The sequence below is a fragment of the Agrobacterium sp. AGB01 genome (assembly GCF_014851585.1).
GTDB lineage: Bacteria > Pseudomonadota > Alphaproteobacteria > Rhizobiales > Rhizobiaceae > Agrobacterium.
On record NZ_JACVAB010000009.1, the window covers coordinates 131015 to 150914 of the forward strand.

General features: G+C 56.9%; 23 protein-coding genes. 16 read left to right on the forward strand and 7 right to left on the reverse strand.

Annotated elements, in window-relative coordinates:
- Positions 1-46 precede the first annotated feature (46 nt).
- On the forward strand, positions 47-376 hold the full coding sequence (locus tag IB237_RS24385) for a nuclear transport factor 2 family protein (protein ID WP_192491335.1): 330 nt from the start codon (positions 47-49) through the stop codon (positions 374-376).
- A gap of 28 nt (positions 377-404) precedes the next feature.
- Here the strand turns inward: IB237_RS24385 and IB237_RS24390 are convergent, their stop codons facing one another.
- Both IB237_RS24390 and IB237_RS24395 read right to left on the reverse strand, forming a co-directional pair.
- Positions 405-830, reverse strand: a complete 426-nt coding sequence (locus tag IB237_RS24390) for a hypothetical protein (protein WP_192491336.1) — start codon at positions 828-830, stop codon at positions 405-407.
- Positions 827-1081 (reverse strand): hypothetical protein, encoded by a 255-nt coding sequence (locus tag IB237_RS24395; RefSeq protein ID WP_192491337.1) that lies wholly within the window; start codon positions 1079-1081, stop codon positions 827-829. Before IB237_RS24395 ends, IB237_RS24390 begins: the two co-directional genes overlap by 4 nt.
- 135 nt (positions 1082-1216) lie before the next feature.
- Between IB237_RS24395 and IB237_RS24400 the strand changes: the two genes are divergently transcribed.
- The 4 genes from IB237_RS24400 (at position 1217) to IB237_RS24415 (ending at position 3578) form a co-directional block, all read left to right on the forward strand.
- Positions 1217-1783, forward strand: coding sequence for an ankyrin repeat domain-containing protein (locus IB237_RS24400; protein WP_192491338.1), 567 nt, complete (start codon positions 1217-1219; stop codon positions 1781-1783).
- Between the two features lie 38 nt (positions 1784-1821).
- The gene (locus IB237_RS24405) at positions 1822-2385 is read left to right on the forward strand and encodes an NUDIX domain-containing protein (RefSeq protein ID WP_371815398.1); all 564 of its coding nucleotides are present in this window, start codon (positions 1822-1824) and stop codon (positions 2383-2385) included.
- 94 nt (positions 2386-2479) lie between these two features.
- Positions 2480-2686, forward strand: a complete 207-nt coding sequence (locus tag IB237_RS24410; protein WP_192491339.1) for a DUF4287 domain-containing protein — start codon at positions 2480-2482, stop codon at positions 2684-2686.
- A gap of 190 nt (positions 2687-2876) precedes the next feature.
- Complete coding sequence (locus tag IB237_RS24415) at positions 2877-3578, forward strand: hypothetical protein (RefSeq protein ID WP_192491340.1); 702 nt, start codon at positions 2877-2879, stop codon at positions 3576-3578.
- Positions 3579-3681: 103 nt separating this feature from the next.
- Here the strand turns inward: IB237_RS24415 and IB237_RS24420 are convergent, their stop codons facing one another.
- Positions 3682-5124, reverse strand: a complete 1443-nt coding sequence (locus IB237_RS24420) for an RtcB family protein (RefSeq protein ID WP_192491341.1) — start codon at positions 5122-5124, stop codon at positions 3682-3684.
- 276 nt (positions 5125-5400) lie between these two features.
- On the opposite strand from IB237_RS24420, the gene IB237_RS24425 reads away from it, so the two are divergent.
- The 3 genes from IB237_RS24425 to IB237_RS24435 all read left to right on the forward strand — a co-directional run bounded on the left by IB237_RS24425 (position 5401) and on the right by IB237_RS24435 (position 7451).
- Complete coding sequence (locus IB237_RS24425) at positions 5401-6102, forward strand: hypothetical protein (RefSeq protein WP_192491342.1); 702 nt, start codon at positions 5401-5403, stop codon at positions 6100-6102.
- Between the two features lie 112 nt (positions 6103-6214).
- Positions 6215-6649: a MarR family winged helix-turn-helix transcriptional regulator gene (locus IB237_RS24430; RefSeq protein ID WP_192491343.1), complete on the forward strand. Its 435-nt coding sequence runs from the start codon at positions 6215-6217 to the stop codon at positions 6647-6649.
- 55 nt (positions 6650-6704) lie between these two features.
- A complete protein-coding gene (locus IB237_RS24435) occupies positions 6705-7451 on the forward strand; it encodes an SDR family oxidoreductase (RefSeq protein ID WP_192491344.1) in 747 nt (248 codons plus the stop codon).
- Here the strand turns inward: IB237_RS24435 and IB237_RS24440 are convergent.
- Positions 7432-8235 (reverse strand): GNAT family N-acetyltransferase, encoded by an 804-nt coding sequence (locus tag IB237_RS24440; RefSeq protein WP_192491345.1) that lies wholly within the window; start codon positions 8233-8235, stop codon positions 7432-7434. The genes IB237_RS24435 and IB237_RS24440 overlap by 20 nt on opposite strands.
- Before the next feature lie 308 nt (positions 8236-8543).
- Between IB237_RS24440 and IB237_RS24445 the strand changes: the two genes are divergently transcribed.
- Together IB237_RS24445 and IB237_RS24450 are read left to right on the forward strand one after the other, a co-directional pair.
- Complete coding sequence (locus tag IB237_RS24445; protein WP_192491346.1) at positions 8544-9704, forward strand: M20 aminoacylase family protein; 1161 nt, start codon at positions 8544-8546, stop codon at positions 9702-9704.
- Positions 9705-9893: 189 nt separating this feature from the next.
- A complete protein-coding gene (locus tag IB237_RS24450; RefSeq protein ID WP_192491347.1) occupies positions 9894-12890 on the forward strand; it encodes an autotransporter outer membrane beta-barrel domain-containing protein in 2997 nt (998 codons plus the stop codon).
- Positions 12891-12931: 41 nt separating this feature from the next.
- Here IB237_RS24450 and IB237_RS24455 read toward each other — a convergent pair whose 3' ends face one another.
- Complete coding sequence (locus tag IB237_RS24455; protein WP_192491348.1) at positions 12932-13624, reverse strand: alpha/beta fold hydrolase; 693 nt, start codon at positions 13622-13624, stop codon at positions 12932-12934.
- A 216-nt stretch (positions 13625-13840) separates the two neighbouring features.
- Between IB237_RS24455 and IB237_RS24460 the strand changes: the two genes are divergently transcribed.
- Positions 13841-14572 (forward strand): class I SAM-dependent methyltransferase, encoded by a 732-nt coding sequence (locus IB237_RS24460; RefSeq protein ID WP_192491349.1) that lies wholly within the window; start codon positions 13841-13843, stop codon positions 14570-14572.
- Positions 14573-14591: 19 nt separating this feature from the next.
- On the opposite strand, the gene IB237_RS24465 is transcribed toward IB237_RS24460, so the two are convergent.
- Complete coding sequence (locus IB237_RS24465) at positions 14592-15503, reverse strand: NAD(P)/FAD-dependent oxidoreductase (protein ID WP_192491350.1); 912 nt, start codon at positions 15501-15503, stop codon at positions 14592-14594.
- A 215-nt stretch (positions 15504-15718) separates the two neighbouring features.
- Here IB237_RS24465 and IB237_RS24470 point away from each other — a divergent pair, with 215 nt between their 5' ends.
- From IB237_RS24470 to IB237_RS26495, 5 genes are all read left to right on the forward strand, one after another.
- Positions 15719-16189 (forward strand): NUDIX pyrophosphatase, encoded by a 471-nt coding sequence (locus IB237_RS24470; RefSeq protein WP_192491351.1) that lies wholly within the window; start codon positions 15719-15721, stop codon positions 16187-16189.
- A gap of 108 nt (positions 16190-16297) precedes the next feature.
- Complete coding sequence (locus IB237_RS24475; RefSeq protein WP_192491352.1) at positions 16298-16747, forward strand: DUF4279 domain-containing protein; 450 nt, start codon at positions 16298-16300, stop codon at positions 16745-16747.
- The gene (locus IB237_RS24480) at positions 16744-17499 is read left to right on the forward strand and encodes an alpha/beta fold hydrolase (protein WP_192491353.1); all 756 of its coding nucleotides are present in this window, start codon (positions 16744-16746) and stop codon (positions 17497-17499) included. The genes IB237_RS24475 and IB237_RS24480 overlap by 4 nt, the downstream gene beginning before the upstream one ends.
- A gap of 144 nt (positions 17500-17643) precedes the next feature.
- Positions 17644-18006, forward strand: a complete 363-nt coding sequence (locus IB237_RS24485) for a hypothetical protein (protein ID WP_192491354.1) — start codon at positions 17644-17646, stop codon at positions 18004-18006.
- Positions 18007-18191: 185 nt separating this feature from the next.
- Positions 18192-19451, forward strand: coding sequence for a diguanylate cyclase domain-containing protein (locus tag IB237_RS26495; protein ID WP_192491355.1), 1260 nt, complete (start codon positions 18192-18194; stop codon positions 19449-19451).
- A gap of 4 nt (positions 19452-19455) precedes the next feature.
- Here the strand turns inward: IB237_RS26495 and IB237_RS24495 are convergent, their stop codons facing one another.
- Positions 19456-19800 (reverse strand): hypothetical protein, encoded by a 345-nt coding sequence (locus tag IB237_RS24495; protein WP_192491356.1) that lies wholly within the window; start codon positions 19798-19800, stop codon positions 19456-19458.
- Between the last annotated feature and the right edge of the window lie 100 nt (positions 19801-19900).

Here is a 19900-nt window from a genome sequence, read left to right on the forward strand (position 1 = left end):
CTTTGCCTAACCGCAATACGTCACGAATGCTTGAAAGGAGAACACCATGTCAATTCAGCTACCAAAGGCAATCGCCACCTATTTCGCAGCGGATAGAGAGGGTAATGCTGCGGATATCGCCAATTGTTTCCTCGATACCGCCTTTGTCCGGGATGAGGGCCACACCTATCTCGGCCGCGATGAAATCCGTCGATGGAAGGAGGAGGCGTCAACAAAATACCAATACACCGCCACGCCATTCAACGTCACAACGGATGGCGCCCGCACCGTGGTCACCAGCCACCTCAGCGGCAATTTTCCCGGCAGCCCTGTGGACCTGCGTTACGCCTTTGTGCTGAGTGGCGATCTCATCGAGCAATTGGAGATCACGCTTTAGTCGGTTCGTTGCAGCGTGTTGCAACAGATTATCGCTTTGTCCGACCAAGACGGTGCTGCGCTACCGCATCCGCGAGGCGTTTACGGATTTCGAGAAAAAACGCCTCGGGTACCATTCCGTAATCCACTCGTGACGGATCTTCAGGACGCGGGCGTAATTCCGGACTGGGCCATTCGAATTCATTGACCTCTGAAACTCGCACCCAGTTCCTGTCGTTGTCCAAGCAGATCTCAGCACAAATTTCGGGTGGGATTTCGAGTGAATAGTCTTCTTGTCCAGGCTCGGGGTATGAGTGCGAGATAGGCACAACCAATGTTTTGTTGGTGGCCTTTGTGTAAAGCACAATAGCGCAAGGCCTCTCTTTATTGCTGGTAGAGAGGCCTTTTTGATGGTCAATGTCCCACAGATAATCGAAGCGGATCACCAAACCCGGTACAGGATCGGGATAATTCACTCTGATGCTTTACCGTATTCTGCGTTCATGATTGCGCCCAGCATATCGTCATCCATGTCTCTTGCATGAATGACACGGCGCTCCTTGCTTTTCAGGCGCTCATAATTTTCGAGCTCCTTCATGCTGATATAGGCGCCAATTGGACGACCGTGAGACGTAACCTCAACGCCGCCGGAAACCATCGCTTCGTCGCTATATTTGCCAAACTCTTTTGCGAAGGTTGTCGCGGCAACCCGAATTGCGTAAGCCATGGCCAAACTCCTTATGTTCTCTTTAAAATACGGAATTTCCGTAATTTGTCAAAGGTTGCAACAGCCTCATGCCCGTGGCAGGTAATTGAAGCTCGGTGTTAAACCCGCACGCAATGCCTGCCGCATGGAGCAGATATGAAACGTTTACTCATCAGCCTGCTGGCCATAGCAGGCATTCCCTTCGGCGTCGCCACCGCCATTCCCGCGACACCCCAAGTGGAAGCGGTCCGGGCTTTCCACGATGCGGTTCACCAAGGCAATGTTGCCGAAGTGCGCGCCATGCTGAAAACCAATCCGGCATTGGCCACCTCTGAGGACGAATACAAGTTTCAGCCCATCCACCTCATGGATATGTATTTCGAGCCGGACATTCTCGATCTGCTGCTAACCGCCGGTGCCGATATCAACGCCGGAAATGATGAGGGCGTCACCATTTTGCATATCATAACCGATCCCGATGCCGTCAGTGCGCTGGTGGAAAAGGGCGCAGATGTTGAGGCGCGCGATGCCAATGGCTGGACACCGCTGATCATGCAGGCCAACAATCAGCAAAACGGGCCGGATGTGGTTACAGCCCTGCTGGAAAACGGCGCAAACCCCAACGCTGAGGGTAACGGCGGCGAAACCGCCTTGTCCTTTGCGCTTGAAACCGGGGATGAGGATTTCATAAAGGTGTTGAAGGCTGGCGGCGCGACCAAATAGCGTCGCGGATTTTTAGCCAAGGGAGAGGGGCATTTACAGTGGTTTGGAATATCAGGTCGTCACGCGTCACCTACAAGAACCGCTGGATGGAAGTCCGCGAGGATGAGTTCACCCGTGAGGACGGATCACCCGGCCTTTACGGCGTGGTCAGCAAGCCGGATTACGCGCTGATTGTGCCGCTGGACAATGACCACATCTATCTGGTCGAACAATATCGCTATCCGGTGTCGGGCCGTTATTGGGAACTGCCACAGGGCAGCAGCGAGGCGGAACCGGATAAGGACCCGACAGAGCTGGCAAAAGCGGAACTGGCGGAAGAAACCGGCCTGACGGCACAAAGCCTGCAGCATGTCGGCCATCTGTTTCAGGCCTATGGTTATTCCAGTCAGGGTTTCAACATCTTCCTTGCGACGGGTCTTGACCAAGGCAAACAAGATCTCGACCCGGAAGAACAGGGGCTGATCTGCAAGGCCTTTTCATTGGCTGAGGTCCGCCAGATGATCGAGGTCGGCAAAATCAAAGATAACGCAACACTTGCCGCCTTCGGCCTGTTGCAGATGAAGGGCCTTTTGTCTTTCGCTCCTGAAGACACCACGCGCTGATTGGCGCTGCTGCCTGGCGTCTACGGGCGGTGACAATACCGCCTTTCATGCTATCAATGTGTCATAACAACCGCTTGGCGCTTGGGAGGCATCCATGGCAACCAGTCCTGTAAAAGGTCCCGCATCCTACTTTCCATCCATCGAGGCCAAATACGGCCGGCCGATTGCCGAGTGGAAAGAGCTGATCCGCAGCCACGGGGCCAAGAAACATATGGAACTGGTCAACTGGCTGAAACAGGAACATGGCATGGGCCACGGCCACGCCAATGCGCTGGTGGCAGATACGCTGCGCGAACCATGATTGCCGGCCGCTAAAGATCGAAGCAACGCAGGCAAGTATCGTCGTTGTTGTCGACATCTCTGGATTTATGTCTGAAATTCCACTCGCGCTCCGGTTTGTGCACCGCACCGTGTTGACTCGCCAAAGCAGCTTTTATTTAAACGGGGTAAGGGTTTGCAGGGCATCGGTTTTCGCGCAGGGTAGGGGCAACATGAACAAGCTTTTTAGAATCGTCGCAGTGCTGATCCTGTCTGCGTTTGGCGGTTTTTCACTTTCCGCATTTGCGGCGGACATCTTTTCCAAAAAAGAGCGCGAGATTTTCGATAAAACAATGTCTGCGGCGCGCAATAATGATCCGGCGACTTATGCCGTGTTGTTAGATCATATTGAGGAAACGGAAGCGATTTTTCGCGAACTGTTTGACACGGGAGATGCGGCTGCAGCCAGGCAAAAGGTACTTGATCTCGCGGGGAAGTATGCAATGCCGACATTGGCGAGAGCAAGCGACGAGACGACCGTGGCACTTTATGCACCTGTGAGGACTGTCATTGAAGTGCTCAAGATCCATAAACCTGAGGGTTGCAAACAATATCTCTATGGTCAGTTTAATATCAATTTTTTGGACAATCCGGTGCTGACCGCTGCCAATAAATATTTCTCCGATACCATTCTCGAAACCTATTCCAGTGGAAAGAAAAACACTCAGACTGGAACGTTGTTAACCGAGGATCAGTTGGCGGACATAATGATCGAAAACCTGGGCATTTCCGAAGAAGAGTTGGAGAAACTGGAAGATCTATCCGCAATATCCGCCGCTGATGCATGTCGGTTGGCGGCGAAGTTTTATGATCATCAGCGTATCCCGGAGGTTCACCGGGCAGCCTATCTACGCACGCTGGTGTTTGCGCAGTAAAGTTGCAATAGGTCACGAACCGCAGGGATTGATGGTTCTCAAAGGTTGACCACCAAAACAGCGGGATCAACGTCCCGCTGTTTTGTTTTTGCCGTAAAGCCGCTTATCCCTTCACGGTGACAAGCGGCTTCACCTTCGCCACCCGCGTTGCCATTCCGGCCGCGACCATCGGCTCAACCACGCTGTCTATCGGCTTGTAGGCCGTGGGTGCTTCCTCATTCAACCGGGCGCGGATCTCAGCCAGAATATCCGGCCGGCCCAACAAGGCAGGACTTGTCGGGTCTACCGGGCCAACCACGCGCAGCCTGTTGCCAATAACGCCTTGTGCGCGTGCCTCTTGGCGGGAAAGCCTGCGTCCGGCCCCGTGCGCGGAACTTTCCAGCGTCTCGGCAGCACCCCGGCCAGCCAGCAGCCAGGTACCATCGCCCATCGAACCTGGCAAAATGACCGGTTCACCCAGCCACTGGTAAGGGCTGGCGGCCATCGCGCCGATCCCGCGGGCCGGGCAGGCGCCTTTCCTGTGCCGCACGATCTCTCCATGCTCCCACACGGTGTTGTGGGGCGCGTCATAAACCAGCCGGTGCTCAACCTCTCGGTTAGTTGCGCGTGACACGGCCTCAACCGCCGCCAACCCAATCAGGAAACGATTGGCAAAGGCCGCATTGGCGGCATTGGCATGGCCGGTCATGTAACGCCGGTAAAGCGCCTGCTGGCTCTCCTTCGAAAGCACCCGCCAGTCGAGACCGCGTTTGTCATGTGCCTTCAACCGGTCCTTGATTGAGGTGCCAACCTGCTGGCCAAAGTCCAGCGAGCCGGAATGCACCACCAGCACGACAGAACCGCTTTTCAGGCCGGCCGCCGTCGCAAAGGCACCATCGACAATGTCTTCGACATAACCGATTTCCACGAAGTGGTTGCCGCCGCCAATCGTGCCCAAAATCGCGTCGTGGCGGTGCTGGTCATCAATCCGCGCATAGTCCTGAAAATCCGGATCGACGCCGGAACAGGCAAATACGCCATTGTCGCATTGCCGCTCCAGATCATCCCAGGCGTGGTTGATATCCAGCCTGCCAAGCAGGCCGGTTGCCTTGTGCTGCAGGCTGCTGAGCAGCCCCGGCAACCCATCCCGCAATATTGCGTGGCGGTCTTTGCCCGTTAGCGCAATGTCGCGCCCACCCTGAAAAAACACATGGCGCAGATGCCGCTCCAGCAGCGGTGTCGCCAACTGGTCTGCGGTGATGTTGCCCAGCACCATCATGCGCATGCCACAGCCAATATCGGACCCGATCAGATGCGGCACAACCGCACTTTCGAAATCTGCGACAACGCCAACCGGCACGGGTTTGCCGGGGTGGAAATCCGGCGTGGTGGCGACAGCCCTTAAACGCGCGTTCTTCTCAGAAAGCGCGTCCGGCGTCGGCAAGGCGCTTGCAAGGTCATCAAGCGAGCGCATGAAAGATCGTTCCGGTTCGTCGTGTGCAACGACAGACCTGACGACATGCCCGGCAACATGGCCGGTGCGGTATTTGAAATATGGTGCGTACACTCTGTTCTCCGTAAGTGCGCGGGTTTCAGCAGCCGCGGCAATACAGAGAGGAGGGGCCTTTGCCACAAACGGGGCGTGAGCTCAAATTATTGGCGACATCTCGAATATGTCGGGAGGCAATTGGGCTTGGAATGTCGGCTCTTTTATCACAGCTAAAGATTTAGTGTGAAAAACGTGTTCGCGTCGTGGTTTGGATGGCCTGTTGTGTTGACTTGGTGGAGCGTCCTTTTATGCGTTTTCGCATCGGTGGGGTACCGATCAAGGGACACGGGCAATATGAAGACGTTTCTGAGAATTATAATCGTAGCAGTTATGGTTGCGGTCGGCATTCGTCTCATCGAGCAAATCGAGCGCGGAGGATTTTCCCAATCGAAGGAAGATCCCATTAAAGTGGCTATGGCTGAGTTGCAAAAAAGAGACCCTCTGACCCACGCGGTGTTGAGCGACCATCCGCAGGAAGTAGAGCCTATTCTCCAGGAAGCGCTCAAAACCAAAGATATGAAAACGATGCAAAAGAAAGTCGCTGATCTTTATTTGGAATATGGTCCACCAGTACATCGCAGAGCGAGCGATGAGACCACGTTAGCGCTTTACGTCCCAATGCTGAACCTTATCGACGCATTGGCGAAACATGCCCCATCTAGCTGCAAAGATTTACTCACGGGCTTTGTTAAAGTTGATATTCTAAGTGATCCTGCTGTAGCGGCGGCGTACAAAACCTACTCCAGCGCATACATCGAAATTTACTCCAGCGGGAAACAGCGGGTTGAGACCGGGACATTGTTGAACGATGATCAGTTCTATCAAATCCTCTTCGTTGAACTCGATTTTTCCGAAGAGGATATGGAAAAATTGGCTGATCTTCAGAGTATCTCCAATGCTGATGCGTGTAATCTAGGCGCACGGCTCTACGATTATAAGCTTATTCCGCCGGCTCATCGAGCCGCCTATTTGCGAAGAATAATGTTCGTTCAATAGCTTTTGCAGGAAGTGAACCGCCAGAATAATACATTGAGACGGTTTCAATTTCACGAAGCACCATGACGGCCACCACCTTACCTCCATCCCCTGAAAATGCTTTAAAGCGCCTATGACCAGACCCACGCCTGAACAGACAGAACAACTCACCCACGCTCTTGAGCGGTTTACGCGTCGTTTCAAGGTGGCCGAGGCAACGGCCGCCATGGACAATGCGTTAAGCGCGCTTGATGTGCAGACCCTGCTGTTCGTGTCGGATCACAAGGGCTGCGGCCTGGGCGATGTTGCCCGTTACCTGCAGGTGCCGCTGACCACCATGTCATCAGCCGTTGACAGGCTGGTGCGCAAGGACATGGTTTTGCGCGAGCGGCCGCAGGAAAACCGCCGCGCCGTCGCATTGTCGCTTACCGAGCAGGGCGAAGGTGCTGTTGCCGGTTATATCGCCGGTTACGGTGCCACCTGCCACGCCATGCTGGAAGCGCTGGACCCGGCCGAACGGGACGAATTTGTGCGGCTGACGCAAAAAATATCAAAATCCGAATATTGAATAATACGAAATTCGTAGTATTTGTCTGATCGATGAAACGATCAGGGATTTTACGATGAGCGATTTAAACCGCATCGCGCTGGTAACCGGTGCCAACAAGGGCATTGGCCTTGCCATTGCCCGCCAGCTGGGCGCGCAGGGGCATTCCGTCTGGCTGGGTTGCCGCGATCTTGCGCGTGGAGAAGCGGCCGCCGATCAGCTGCGTGCCGAAGGCATCAAGGCGCAAGCCGTGCAGCTGGATGTGACGGACGATGCGAGCGTCGCCAGTGCCGTCGTCACGCTGTCCCACCACACGGACAGGCTGGATGTACTGGTCAACAATGCCGGTGTCATGTTTGCCCCGCCGCCATCTTTGGCCGAAGAAAGTCTCGATGAGGTCAGGCAGATGTTCGACACCAACGTGTTTGGTGTGTTGCGGGTCACACAGGCGTTTTTGCCTCTGTTGCGCAAATCCAGCGCCGCGCGTGTGGTGATGATGAGCAGCGGTCTGGCCTCGATCAATGACGCCATGGACATGCGCAGCGAAACCTGGACCGTCGGTTTTGGCGGTTATTGCAGCTCCAAAACCGCGCTCAACATGCTGACTGTCAAACTGGCGAAAGAGCTGGAGCGTGATGGCATCAAGGTCAATGCGGTTGACCCCGGCCTGACCTCGACAGACATGACCGGAAACGGCCCCGGCCACCCGGTTGATGTCGGCGCACGCCCGGCTGTCGCGCTGGCCACAATCCATGCCTATGGCCCAACCGGCGGCTTTTTTGCCTGCGGGCCATCAGGTGAGCTCATCCAAAAAAGCTGGTAGTCGGCTCGGGGCAAGGGGCGGCGTCGACACTGCCGCCTTCCTCTAAAACTTTAGCTGGGTCAAACGTCAGCAGGTCGTAAGACGCTACATCCTCGAAGCCCAGTTTTTTGTAGATCGGGTATCCACTGCTGCTGGCCTGCAGTGTTGCCACATCAAGGCCAAGTTCACGTCCTGCCATGCAGGCCGCATGGGTCAAGGCCGTGCCGATGCCACGGCAACGATGGCTCTTCTTCGTCGAGACAAGGTAGATGCCCGCAATCCCTTCATGCACGAAAAGCTCCGATGTTCCAACGATTTCTCCGTCAGAGAATGCGGCAAAGCGCGTCAACTGGCCCGGCGCGTCAGAGCGGTTTTGCTCCACCCGCAACATGGTGGCGATATCTTCTTTCCTAGCACCCACAGCCTCGCTGTAACTTTGAACCCAGGGGAAAAGAGCAGCACCTTCCTGCAACCGCACGACCGTCCAGTGGGGTGAGGGTATTGGCCTTTGGGCGAGATTTTGTAGCTGAATTGCCATCACCGGCAATGTTGTGCTCAGTTTTGCACCGGCATTGATTACGTCCTCAGCGGCGGTTGGGTAGCTGTCCGGACCGACCCACCACACAGACGGCAGGTCGCTGAGCTGCGAGACGACCTCACGGATCTCGTCAGCGCTCGCCGCGTTCATGTGGATGACGCCGTTAAGCTGATGGTGCGGCACACCGGTGCGGTAAACGGCAATAGGTCCATCAGAGTGTGGAGCCTGCGAATAATTCAGCCAGTATTGCCGACAATTAGCCAGCATCGCTGCCACGTCATATTGGTTTTGATGTGTTTTTAAAGCATGTGTCATCTTAAAGCCCATCGCTGCGTGATGAGGCATCTGGCACCATCGCCGTTGCGGGGCGGTATCAAAACGCCGTCGTCGGGTTTCAAATGCAACCTCGCAGCACTTGCCCGCATCTATCGGCGACGCGTGCTCGGGCGGGAGATACCAAACCGCCGCGACGCCACCGTTTCCGCAAAACCGTGGCAAGACAGGTTGTGTCCTCGGTCAAAATTCTTATCCTCGTGCCTAAGCCCCCAAGTTCGTGACCATGTCGAGGGTATCCGATGCAGGTAACAGATGCTGACTACGCCGATGTCGTGGAGTGGAGACGAGACCTTCACGCCCATCCGGAATTGCAGTTTGAGGTTCACCGCACGGCAGCTTTTGTGGCGCAAAAGCTCACAGAATTTGGCTGTGATGAGGTCGTCACGGGCATTGGCAAAACCGGCGTGGTTGGTGTCATCAGGGGGCAAAAACAGGCAAGCGGCCGGGTCATTGGCCTGCGGGCCGATATGGATGCCCTGCCGATAGAGGAAGAAACCGGCGCGCCATGGGCCTCCAAAACCAAAGGTGTCATGCATGCCTGCGGGCATGATGGCCACACCGCCATACTGCTGGGCGCGGCGCGTGAACTGGCACGCAGCCGCGCTTTTGATGGCACGGCCGTGGTGATTTTCCAGCCGGCGGAAGAGGGCGGTGGTGGCGGCAAGGCCATGGTGGAGGATGGGCTGATGGACCGTTTCGCCATTAATGAAGTCTATGCCATGCACACCGAACCCGGCCTGCCCATTGGCCAGTTCATGACGGCAAGCGGACCCTTGGCCGCTTCCGCCGATGGGTTTCGCATTCGCATTGATGGCAAGGGCGCGCATGGCGCATCACCCCATGTCAGTGTGGATCCGCTGGTGGTCGGCGCCAACATTCTGCTGGCGCTGCAAACCATCGTGTCGCGCAATGTGCATCCGCGCCAGTGCGCGGTGGTCACAGTGGGCTGGATGGCCGGCGGCAAGGCCGGCAATGTCATTCCGCAAACCGCTGAAATGGGCGGCACGACAAGAACCTTTGACCCCGCCACCCGCGACCTTATGGAAAAGCGCATAACCGACATCGCCACCCATGTGGCAACGGCCTATGGCGCAACGGCAACCGTGACGTACAAACACATGTTTCCGCCGGTGGTAAACCATGGCAAACAAACCGCTTTTGCGGTTGATGTCGCCAGGTCACTGGTCGGTGATGACAAGGTCAATGGCACCATGGAGCCATTGATGGGCTCGGAAGATTTCGCCTTCATGCTGGAGGCACGCCCTGGCAACATCATGCTGATTGGCAATGGCAACGGCCCCTCCGTGCATGAAGCGGGTTACGACTTCAACGACGCCGCCATATCCTATGGCGTTGCATATTTTCGAGCGTTGGTGGAGCGCGGCCTGCCGCTGGCATGAGGTCCCGCATGGTGCCGGGCAGGCACTGCCTGTCTCGCGTACAAATCATTGATATCAGGCGGAAAGGGCACCTGACACTGTTTGCGTGTCCTTCAATGTTTTACTGCTTTGGCGCGAATATTAGGGAGATGTTAAGCATGTTTATTCATTGTTTGATAAACGTCATTTCCCTCATGCCTTCGGGTCGTCATGCAAAAGCGCCACGCCTTCCGCACTCTTCGGCCGTCCTATCAACTCCTGCTTTTGTCCACCGCGCCGCTCGTTCTGGCCTTCGCGGCCACTCCGGTCACTGCGCAGGCTGCTGATTGGACAGGGGGTGCCGGTAATAATGACTGGTTTGACGCCGGCAACTGGAGTTCCAACACCCTCCCGGATCTGACGTCGGACGCAGTCATTGCGCCCGGTAACGTCAATCTGTCGGGTGTTGGCAGCGCAAACAATGTCACTGTCGAGGCCACAAGCACTTTGACGGTTACAGGCGCGGGTTCATCCTTGAACACGACAGAAACGCGCACGTCCGACGGAACGCTGAACATCACCGCCGGGGCCAGTGTTACCAATGCCAGTGGCGTGGTTGGTGGCTTAACCGTGGTATCCGGCACGGATGGCCTGGGCAACGCATCCACCTGGACCAACAACAGCTATTTTGCGATTGGCGACGGCGGTGATGGTGACTTGCAAATTCTTGGCGGCGGTAGAGTCATCGTTAATACGGATGCCACGCTCGGCGGCGCTGATGAGGGTAAGGTTCTTGTGTCCGGCAACGGATCGTCGTGGGAAAATACCGGTCGCATCACCATCAATAATGGAAGCCTGAATATCGACAGCGGCGGCCAGGTTTCAAGCGATCTTGCCATTATCGGAGAGTCTGTTGCGGGTGCCGCTACTGTCTCCGGCGGCACCTCCAGCTGGACCAGTTCCGGCCAGTTGACCGTGGGCAATTTCGCCAATGGCACACTGCGCATTGAGGACGGTGCCACGGTGTCCAGCCAGCAGGGATATGTCGGCGCCGGTCCCGGTGGTCTCGGAAGTGTCGTGGTCACGGGTGCCGGTTCCAACTGGCGTATCACCGACTACAACCTCAATCTGGGAAACTATGGCGCAGGTGACATCACAATTGAAGATGGCGCTGAGGTTTACGCCCAAACGGGTGTCTGGCTCGGCATTTCCTCGGCAACCGCAGTCGGCACCATGGATATCAACGGCACGGCTGGCGCGCGCGGCGTGCTGGAAACCCGCTTTGTGCGTCTTGGGCTAGGCACCGCTGACGTGACAATCAATGGTGGCATCCTGCGTGCCACTGCCAACATCGGCAATTTCTTCGTCAACTTTTCCAACGAGCAGGTCTCGCTTGGATCTGAGGGAGGTTTCTTCGACACCAACGGTTTTAACATCGGCGTTGAACCGGAATTGACCGGCGCTGGCGCGTTGACCAAACAGGGTGCAGGCACCCTGACACTGACAGGCGAAAACACCTATAGCGGCAACACCACCATTACCGGTGGCACCTTGAAACTGGGCAATGGTGGCACCACCGGCAGCATCGTGGGTGACGTTGCCAATGATGGCATTCTGGCCTTTGACCGTTCTGACGTGGTGACCTTTTCGGGCACGGTCAGCGGCTCCGGCGGCGTGCGGCAGGTCGGCTCCGGCCAGACCATTCTCACCGCCAACAATGCCGCGCTGCTCGGCGTATCAGGCGTTTATAATGGCATATTGTCGGTCAACAACACACTGGGCGGCAGCATGGAAGTTCGCGGCGGGCGTTTGCAGGGCATAGGGCAGGTCGGCACCACCACCAACTTTGCCGGCGGCACCATTGCGCCGGGCAACTCCATTGGCACCCTCACGGTTGCGGGGGACTATATCGGCAGTGGCGGCACGCTGGAAATTGAAACGGTGCTGGGCGACGACACCTCTTCCACCGACCAGTTGATTATCACCGGCAACACGTCTGGCACCACCAATGTGCGGGTCATCAATTTTGGTGGCAGCGGTGACCAGACGGTGGAAGGCATCAAGATCATCGATGTCGGCGGCGTGTCCGCCGGTGCCTTCTCACTGCTCGGCAGTTATGTTTTTGAGGGCGATCAGGCCGTGGTCGCAGGCGCTTACGCTTACCGGCTGTATCAGGGCGGCGCCAGCACGCCACTGGATGGCGACTGGTATCTGCGCTCGGCCCTGTTGTCGTCAGGCACTCCGCTTTATCAGGCTGGCGCACCGGTTTACGAAGCCTATTCATCGGTGCTGCAACGGTTCAATACGCTGGATACGCTGCAACAGCGTGTGGGCAGCCGCGTCTGGGGCAGCAGCGATACAAATGCCGGGCAGGGTTCTGATGCTGGTGATTACGGCATCTGGGGCCGCATTGTCGGCCAGCATGACCGTCTGTCACCACATTCCTCAACCACGTCAACGGACTACACGGTTGATACCTGGCAATTGCAGGCCGGTACCGACATGGAACTCATGTCCTCAAGCGGCGGCAATCTGGTTGGCGGCTTGTCCCTGCGTTACGGCACTATTGATGGCGACATCACGTCGCCCTATGGCAACGGCGCCATCAGCAGCAGTGGCTACGGCCTTGGCAGCACGCTGACCTGGTACGGCAATGGCGGTTTTTACGTCGATGGTCAGGTCAACCTCACCTGGTTTGACAGTGACCTCAATTCCACCACCGCAGCCACCCGGCTTGCCTCAGGCAATAATGGTTTCGGCTACGCGCTGGGCGTTGAGGCAGGCCAGCAGATTGCCATCAGCCCCGGCTGGAGCCTGACCCCGCAGGCCCAGCTCAGCTTTTCCGGCCTGAGCTACCGCGACTTTATCGATGCCTTTGGCGCAAAGGTGTCTCTGGGCAGGGACAATGACCTGAAACTGCGCCTTGGCCTGTCATCGGATTATGAAAACAGCTGGACGGGTGAGGCCGGCACCCGCAACCGCCTGCAGGTCTATGGCATTGCCAATCTCTATTATGACCTGTCGCCCGACGCCAGAACAGACGTGGCCGGCGTTGCATTGCGCAATTCGCAGGAACGTCTGTGGGGCGGCCTTGGCCTTGGCGGCACCTATGCCTGGGACAATGAAAAATATGCCGTACACGGTCAGGCGGGCATCAACACAAGCCTTGGCGACCTCTCTGGCAATACCAGCCTCAGCGGCACGCTTGGGTTTACCGCCAGGTTCTAGAACCGCAAATTTTAGGGCAGCGCAATTGCCTTGCGCTGCCTTTACGCTTCAAGACCATCCAGCCATTGCCGCATCACTGTTATAAGTTCATCCGGCGCTTCCAGCGGTATCATGTGGCCGGTCTTTTCTATCACCTGAAGGCTGGAGCCGCTGATGCCCTCATGCAGTTCTTCCGCTTCCGTGCGGCTGCGCAGCTTGTCCTGTTCACCTGCTAGAATCAGACAGGGGCAGCTGATATCGGCCAGCAAATGGCGCTCATCCACCCGCTCCAGCAGCGATTGCCGGCGAAACACATCGCTACCCAGGCGCTGGCCCATGGCCTGAATGCGGGCAATCAGGTCCTGCCGTCCGGCATTGTCAGGGTGCAGGGAAGAGGCGACGGCCGCCGTGCTCAGGCCCTTGAAGGAAACACTGTCCGGCTTGTGTGCCACAGCTTCCTTCCGCTGGCGCTGCACCTCTGTGTCACCACGCGCAGACGTGGCAATCAGCACCAGCGCTTTAACCCGCTCAGGTGCCTGGCGCACAATTTCGCGCGCCACATAACCGCCCATCGAAAACCCGACGAGGATGAATGTCTCCGGCGCCTGCGCCAGCACGCGGCTGGCCATGTCCTTGATCGTGCCGTCTTGAAAGAGATCGGCATGCACAAATGGCCCGAATTCGCCAAGACCCGGCGTCACATCGCGCCACAGGTCGGCATCCAGCATGAAACCGGGTATCAGAAGCATCGACATATCTTGTCCATCGTCATTGCGTGGTTGCTCCTGGGTTGGCGCAACGTGAATGAGTTAGCGCAACGCAGATGAGTTGGCTACTGATGCCCCGTAATAGGCGCAAACATTGCGATTGTCATCGATATGACTATCCTTGCGCGCTTAGAAGTTCAGCAGACACCGCCACTCCGCACGTGACTAGTGGTAAGTGGCAACACAGACATGATGAGGTTTCGCGTGGCGCAGAATATTTATGACAATCCGGCCTTTTTTGCCGGTTACAGCCAGCTTCCGCGTCAGGTGCATGGGCTGGATGGCGCGCCGGAATGGCCAGCCATTCGTGCCATGCTGCCGCCACTTGCCGGCAAACATGTGGTGGATCTCGGCTGCGGTTTTGGCTGGGCATCCCGCTGGATGGCCGGGCAGGGTGCGGCCAGCGTTCTGGGGCTTGATCTCTCGGAAAACATGATCAACCGCGCCAGACAGGACACGTCCGCCAGCGCAATCACCTACGACATAACCGACCTTGAAACGCTGGAATTGCCGCAGTCGCAGTTCGATCTTGCCTATAGCGCACTGGCCTTTCATTACGTCAGGGATTTTGCCCGTCTTGTCCGCATGGTGCACGCGGCCCTCAAACCCGGTGGCGACTTCGTGTTCACGATAGAACATCCCATCTTTATGGCGGCCGCCCATCCGCACTGGATTGAAGATGAGGACGGCCGCAAAACCTGGCCGGTCAATGGTTATTCCGTGGAGGGAGAGCGCCGCACGGACTGGTTCGCCAAGGGTGTGGTCAAATATCACCGCACCATCGCCACCACGCTCAACAGCCTGATCACCTCAGGGTTCACCATCCGTGAGATTAAGGAATTTTACCCGACGGCAGAACAGATCGCGGAAGTTCCAGCCCTTGCGGAAGAGCTGGAACGGCCAATGATGTTGCTGGTATCAGCGCACCGCGCCTGAACTGGTGGCGGTGCAGCACTCAAACCGTGCCAAACATCAGCGAGCGATGCACGCCGGCACCTGCCAGATTGCCATCACCCACGGCCAGCGCCACCGACGCCATTGGCCGTGCGGCATCACCGCAGGCAAACACGCCGGGCAGGGAGGTTTCCTTCATCACGTCGGTTTTGATGGTGGCGCCTAACGGTCCTTGCTCCATCTCAAGCCCCAGATCATGGGCGATGGGGCTCGCCAGCTCAAACGGCGCCATGGCAAACAGGCCGGCGAAGGAAAGCATCCGGCCATCGGCAAGATTTATGTCGGCATGGCCGGTAATGGCTGATATCGGGCAGCGTTCCAGCGTCGTTCCACGCGCTGTCAGCGCCGCCAGCTGCTCGGCATCCGGTGTAAAGGCATCGTTCAAGAGCAGCGTTGTTGGCCCCCAATCCGGCAACATTAGCGCATGGTGCATGGAAAGCTCAGACCCGGCAATGACGCCAATCGGCCCCTGGTCCAGCTCATAACCGTGGCAATAGGGGCAGTGAAACACCGCTTTGCCCCAGCGCTCGGCAAGACCCTCTATGGCAGGCAGCAAATCCTTGACGCCAGTGGCCAGCAACAGGCGGCGAGACAGGTGGCGAACACCCTTGGCCAACACTTCAAAACCCGCATCCGCACCGCTTGTCGCCAATTTTTGCGCGCTGTCGGCACGGGCCGAAAGCCAGGTGATTGTCGGGTAGTTCAAAACCTGCTCGCGTGCCTTAGCGGCAATCACAGCCGGGTCGACGCCATCCTGCGTGATGAAACCATGTGAGTGGGCGGCAAAACGGTTGCGCCGGAGGCCTTCATCGATAATCAGCACCTTGCGCCGCGCGCGGCCCAACTGAATGGCGGCGGAAAGGCCGGCATAGCTGCCGCCAATGATGATAACGTCGTACATTGTGTCAGTCATGGAATACCTCATCAATCTTTCGTCGCAACATAAGTATCGTGATATTGTGAAGTCAATAGTCATGATACATTTGATGTGACGAATTGATGATGGGATGTTTTCGGTGCAGCAGATGGTGTTTGAAATTCCCGTCAGGGCTGTATTTATCGGCTTCCTAATATCACCGAGATTGTGCAAATAGACTTAGGGGGACACGAACCGGGAGCGATGTGTTCATGGCAGAAATACCCATCCGCAGTTTTGGCGTGGCCGTTGTTGTGTTGCGTGAAGTCGGCGCGGAAACGCAGGTGCTGCTGCTGCGCCGCAACCACACCCTGGTTGGGGAGTGGTGCCAGATTGCCGGCGGCATCGAAGACGGTGAAAAAGCCTGGCAAACGGCACTGCGCGAGGTGAAGGAAGAAACCGGGCTTTCCTGCACACGGCTTTATTCCGCCGATATCTGCGAACAGTTTTACGAGGCGGACCGCGACGCCATCACGCTGGCACCGGTGTTCGTAGGCATCGTGGATGCAGAGGCTGAAGTCGTGCTGAACGAAGAACACAGCGCGTTCTGCTGGACCTCGTTTTCAAGCGCCGTCGATATGGTGCCCTTTGCCGGCCAGCGCCACGTGCTGCGACATGTCGAGGCCGAATTTGTGCAGCGCCAGCCCGTCAAACATCTTCTGCTGCATGAGGGACAGAAGTGATGGCAATCGCCGGTTTCAGTAAAATATTAAATGTAGTCCTGTTGGGATAAAGTGAAGATTTCAGGAAAATTTTTACTCCTGTCTGGCAGTGAAGGGGAAAGCTGAAACGTGGCTATCGTTGATAAAACAGCCGCCTCTATAGCTTTTTATGGCGATGATCTTGATCCGGATGAAATCACGTGTGCACTCGGACAGCCCACTAAGGGCGTTAGGAAGGGTGAAGTGTATTTCCGACCGGAAAACATACGTCGTGTCGCCCGCACCGGCCAGTGGAGTTTCAGTGTAGAAGATGCTCAGCCGGGCGACCTCGACCAACAAATCCGAACTTTGTTCGCCAGCCTCAGCGATGATCTGGGCGCGTGGAAGGATTTCACCACCCGTTACAAATCATGGCTGTTTGTCGGGCTGTTTTTGGCTGAACACAACGAAGGCCTGAGCCTGTCGCCGGAAACATTGAGCGCCATTGGTGCACGCGGGCTTGAACTGGAACTGGATATCTACAGCGCCCGAGACAAAGACGATGATGAGGACGATGGCAGCAAGGAGATCATGGCGTGACGGCGGTAACTCAACATTTCATTGAAAGGGACGATGGCGCGCGTGTCGAGCTGTTCCTGTCTTCGCCGCCTGCAACAACTAATGGTGCCATCCTCTTTGTGCATGGCAATCAGGGCGGGCTGTTGCTGGGCGGCAAGGAATTCGCCGATAACGGCTCGCTTGTCCGTTTCTCCTCGCGTCTTGGCATTACGGCCGCTGCGGTCTCGCAGCCGGGGTTTGGTGCATCTGGTGGGCCAGCGGATTTCTGCGGCCCAGCAACCCAGCACGCGATCATCGCGGCGCTGGCGTTTCTGCAGCAGCAACCAATGGTCGACCCTGACCGCATCGTGCTTTACGGCAACAGCCGTGGCGCCGTCGCATCGGCCATGGTCGCCACCAAAATTCAAACCTTGAGGGCGCTTATATTGTCGAGTGGCGTTTACGACCTGCGAGACGCTTATGAGCGCAGCTCAAGAGGCTTGCAGCAGACCATCAAGACCGAGAGTGGTGCCACTGACCGCGCCTTTTCAGACCGCTCGGCGCTGCATGACGCGCAGCGGATCACGGCCGAGACCTTGCTGCTGCATGGTGTCAATGATGACCGTGCGCCTGTCGATCAAGCGGAGCGATTTTCCGCGGCTCTGGCAAAGGCCGGTGTGCCGGTTAGCCTGCATAGATTGGATGCGGGACATCGCTTGGCCGGGCAGCTGGTCATGCCGTTCCTCAAGGATTTCCTGACACGGATATTTAGACCGGCCGTGACGCTTCACTAGCGACTGATCGCACACCACGCTGCCCAAATACCCATGCAAAGAGGACGGCACTATGGTTGCAAACAGGTGTTGTCTTGTGCTTCCCGCTTGCGGGCGTTATCGTTGCGCTGCCAATGTTAAGTGAATGGAATCAAGAGAGAAAACGTGAATCGTATTTCAGTGTTATTGATAACCGGCCTCAGCCTGACCCTCACAAGTTGCGGTTTCACCCGTGCATCAGAGCGTGGCCATGCCCGTGAAGTCAGCAAGATCAATGCGGTTGGCGTCAGCCTCGATACTGCACGCGAAATGGCTGTCAAAAAGGGATTTCTGTGTGATCAAAGCGTTGACAGGGGCCGTACCGTGGTGAGTGGTGGCATCACCAGAAAGACCGACATTCTGTCCTGCCACAAAAAATCTCTCGAGCTTATCTGCCCGCAGCGCAGATATGTGATTTTTAATGCTTATCCAGCAACCGGCAAGGTCTACTACGTCGGCGGCCGCATTACCGAGCATTCCTGCTTTTAAGTGACGTCTCGATGTGGTGACATTGGTTTGAGGGCTGCCCTGCCTCCTCTCTAAAACGCCCCAAACCAATGGCCCGTAAACCATTTGCACAATCTCCTCGGTGTCTGACGAAACCTTTCGCTGCTGAGGGGATTAAGCGTACAGATGATAGTGTGCTGAATGCACGCTTGTTTGCGGAGGAAAACATGGCGGAGCAAGCCTACACAACGGATGATCCTGCCACCCGTCTGGGGCTGTTCGACTTTGCGTTCGATCACGCACCTATAGGCATTGCGCTTGTCGATCTGGAGGGACGGATCCTGCGAGGCAACGCCGCATTCGCAAGGCTGGTCGGTCTGCCGATTAAAAAAGTCATTGGCACCCACTTCAAGGACTTCACCCACCCGGACGATATCGACGCAGACATGCACCAGTTCCAGCAGGTCTTGCAGGGTCGTCGGGATGGTTACACCATCGAAAAACGCTATGTGCGGCCGCTTGGCGACGTGGTTGATGTACTGATCCATGTTGCCGCCATGCGCGATGCGGAAGGCCGTGTGGTGCGCTTCATTTCACAGATCGAGGATATTACCCGCCATAAGGAACATGAGCGGCAATTGGCCGAACGCGCCGCACAGCTGGAACTGGCCATGGAAGCGGTGAGGGGCGGGTTCTGGCATATGGACATCCCAAGCGGCAAGTTCGAAACCTCGGATCGCCTCGCACAGTTCATCGGCGGCCAGACCGCCGCCCGGCTTGATCTGGAGCGCTACGTCAGCCGGGTGAATGTCAATGACGGCGCGCAGGCAGATCTCACGCCGTTGATCTCAGGCGAACTGGACCAGAATGTTGCTGAATACCGGCTGGATACCATTCAGGGCGAACGGTGGATGCGCTGTGACCGGCGCCTGCTGCGCGATGGCGATGGCCGGCCGCTGAAGATCGTTGGCATGGCCATTGATTTCACCGATGAGCGCCGCCGCATCGAACAGCTGGAAGAAAGCGCCAGCACGGATGCCCTGACTGGCCTGTTGAACCGTCGCGGCTTGGTTGGAGAGTTTGCCGCCCTGCAATCTGCCGATGGTTTTGTGGTGCTGGCGCTGGATCTGGATGGTTTCAAGCAGGTCAATGACGTTCATGGCCACGGCGTTGGAGATGTGGTGCTGTGCGAAACGGCGCGGCGCATCACGGGCGCGGTGCGCAGCCATGATCTCGTCGCCAGAACCGGCGGTGACGAATTCGTGGTCGTGGTGGCGGGAAGCCGTGCCGCTGGCATGGCGGCTGCAGAACGTATCCTGGAAAGAATGCGGGCACCGGTGCTGATTTCGGGTGGTTCTACCCATGTGCGCGCCAGCATTGGTGGCGTTTGGAGTGCGGCCAAACGAGATATAACCGGCCTGATCAACGAGGCAGATGCGCTGCTTTACGATGCCAAGGCATCCGGCAAGGATGCGATGCAGTTTTAAAGCCTCAAACGGCGGGGTCGGTTTTGTCCTTTTTCGCCCAGCCGTAATGCGCGACAATGTTCTGCTGGTTGCGGATCAGGTGCCCGGCCAGGTCCGCATCACCACCGGTCATTGTCTCGGCGTCGGCGCCGCATAGGTTCAAGAACATGCGCTGGTGAACAACGGCTGCAAAATAGTCGTAAGGTGGCGGGGGTTCCTGCGTCTCTACGCTCTTCCACTCTGCGGCAACTTGGCTGCTTGCTGCATCCAGCGCCTCCAGCACCGTCCGCATCATCTGTGCATTGGCACGTTCGACAATGTCGTTAAGTTTGCGCTCCTCAGGCGTCAGCACGGGACAGGAATTGCTCATGTTGGGTTCTCTCATCAAGCATAGCTTTTGCGGTCATGGCATCTGCCATGTGGTCATAACTCCTATCTTTAAACGGAAAAACAGGCAAAAATTGCGCCTG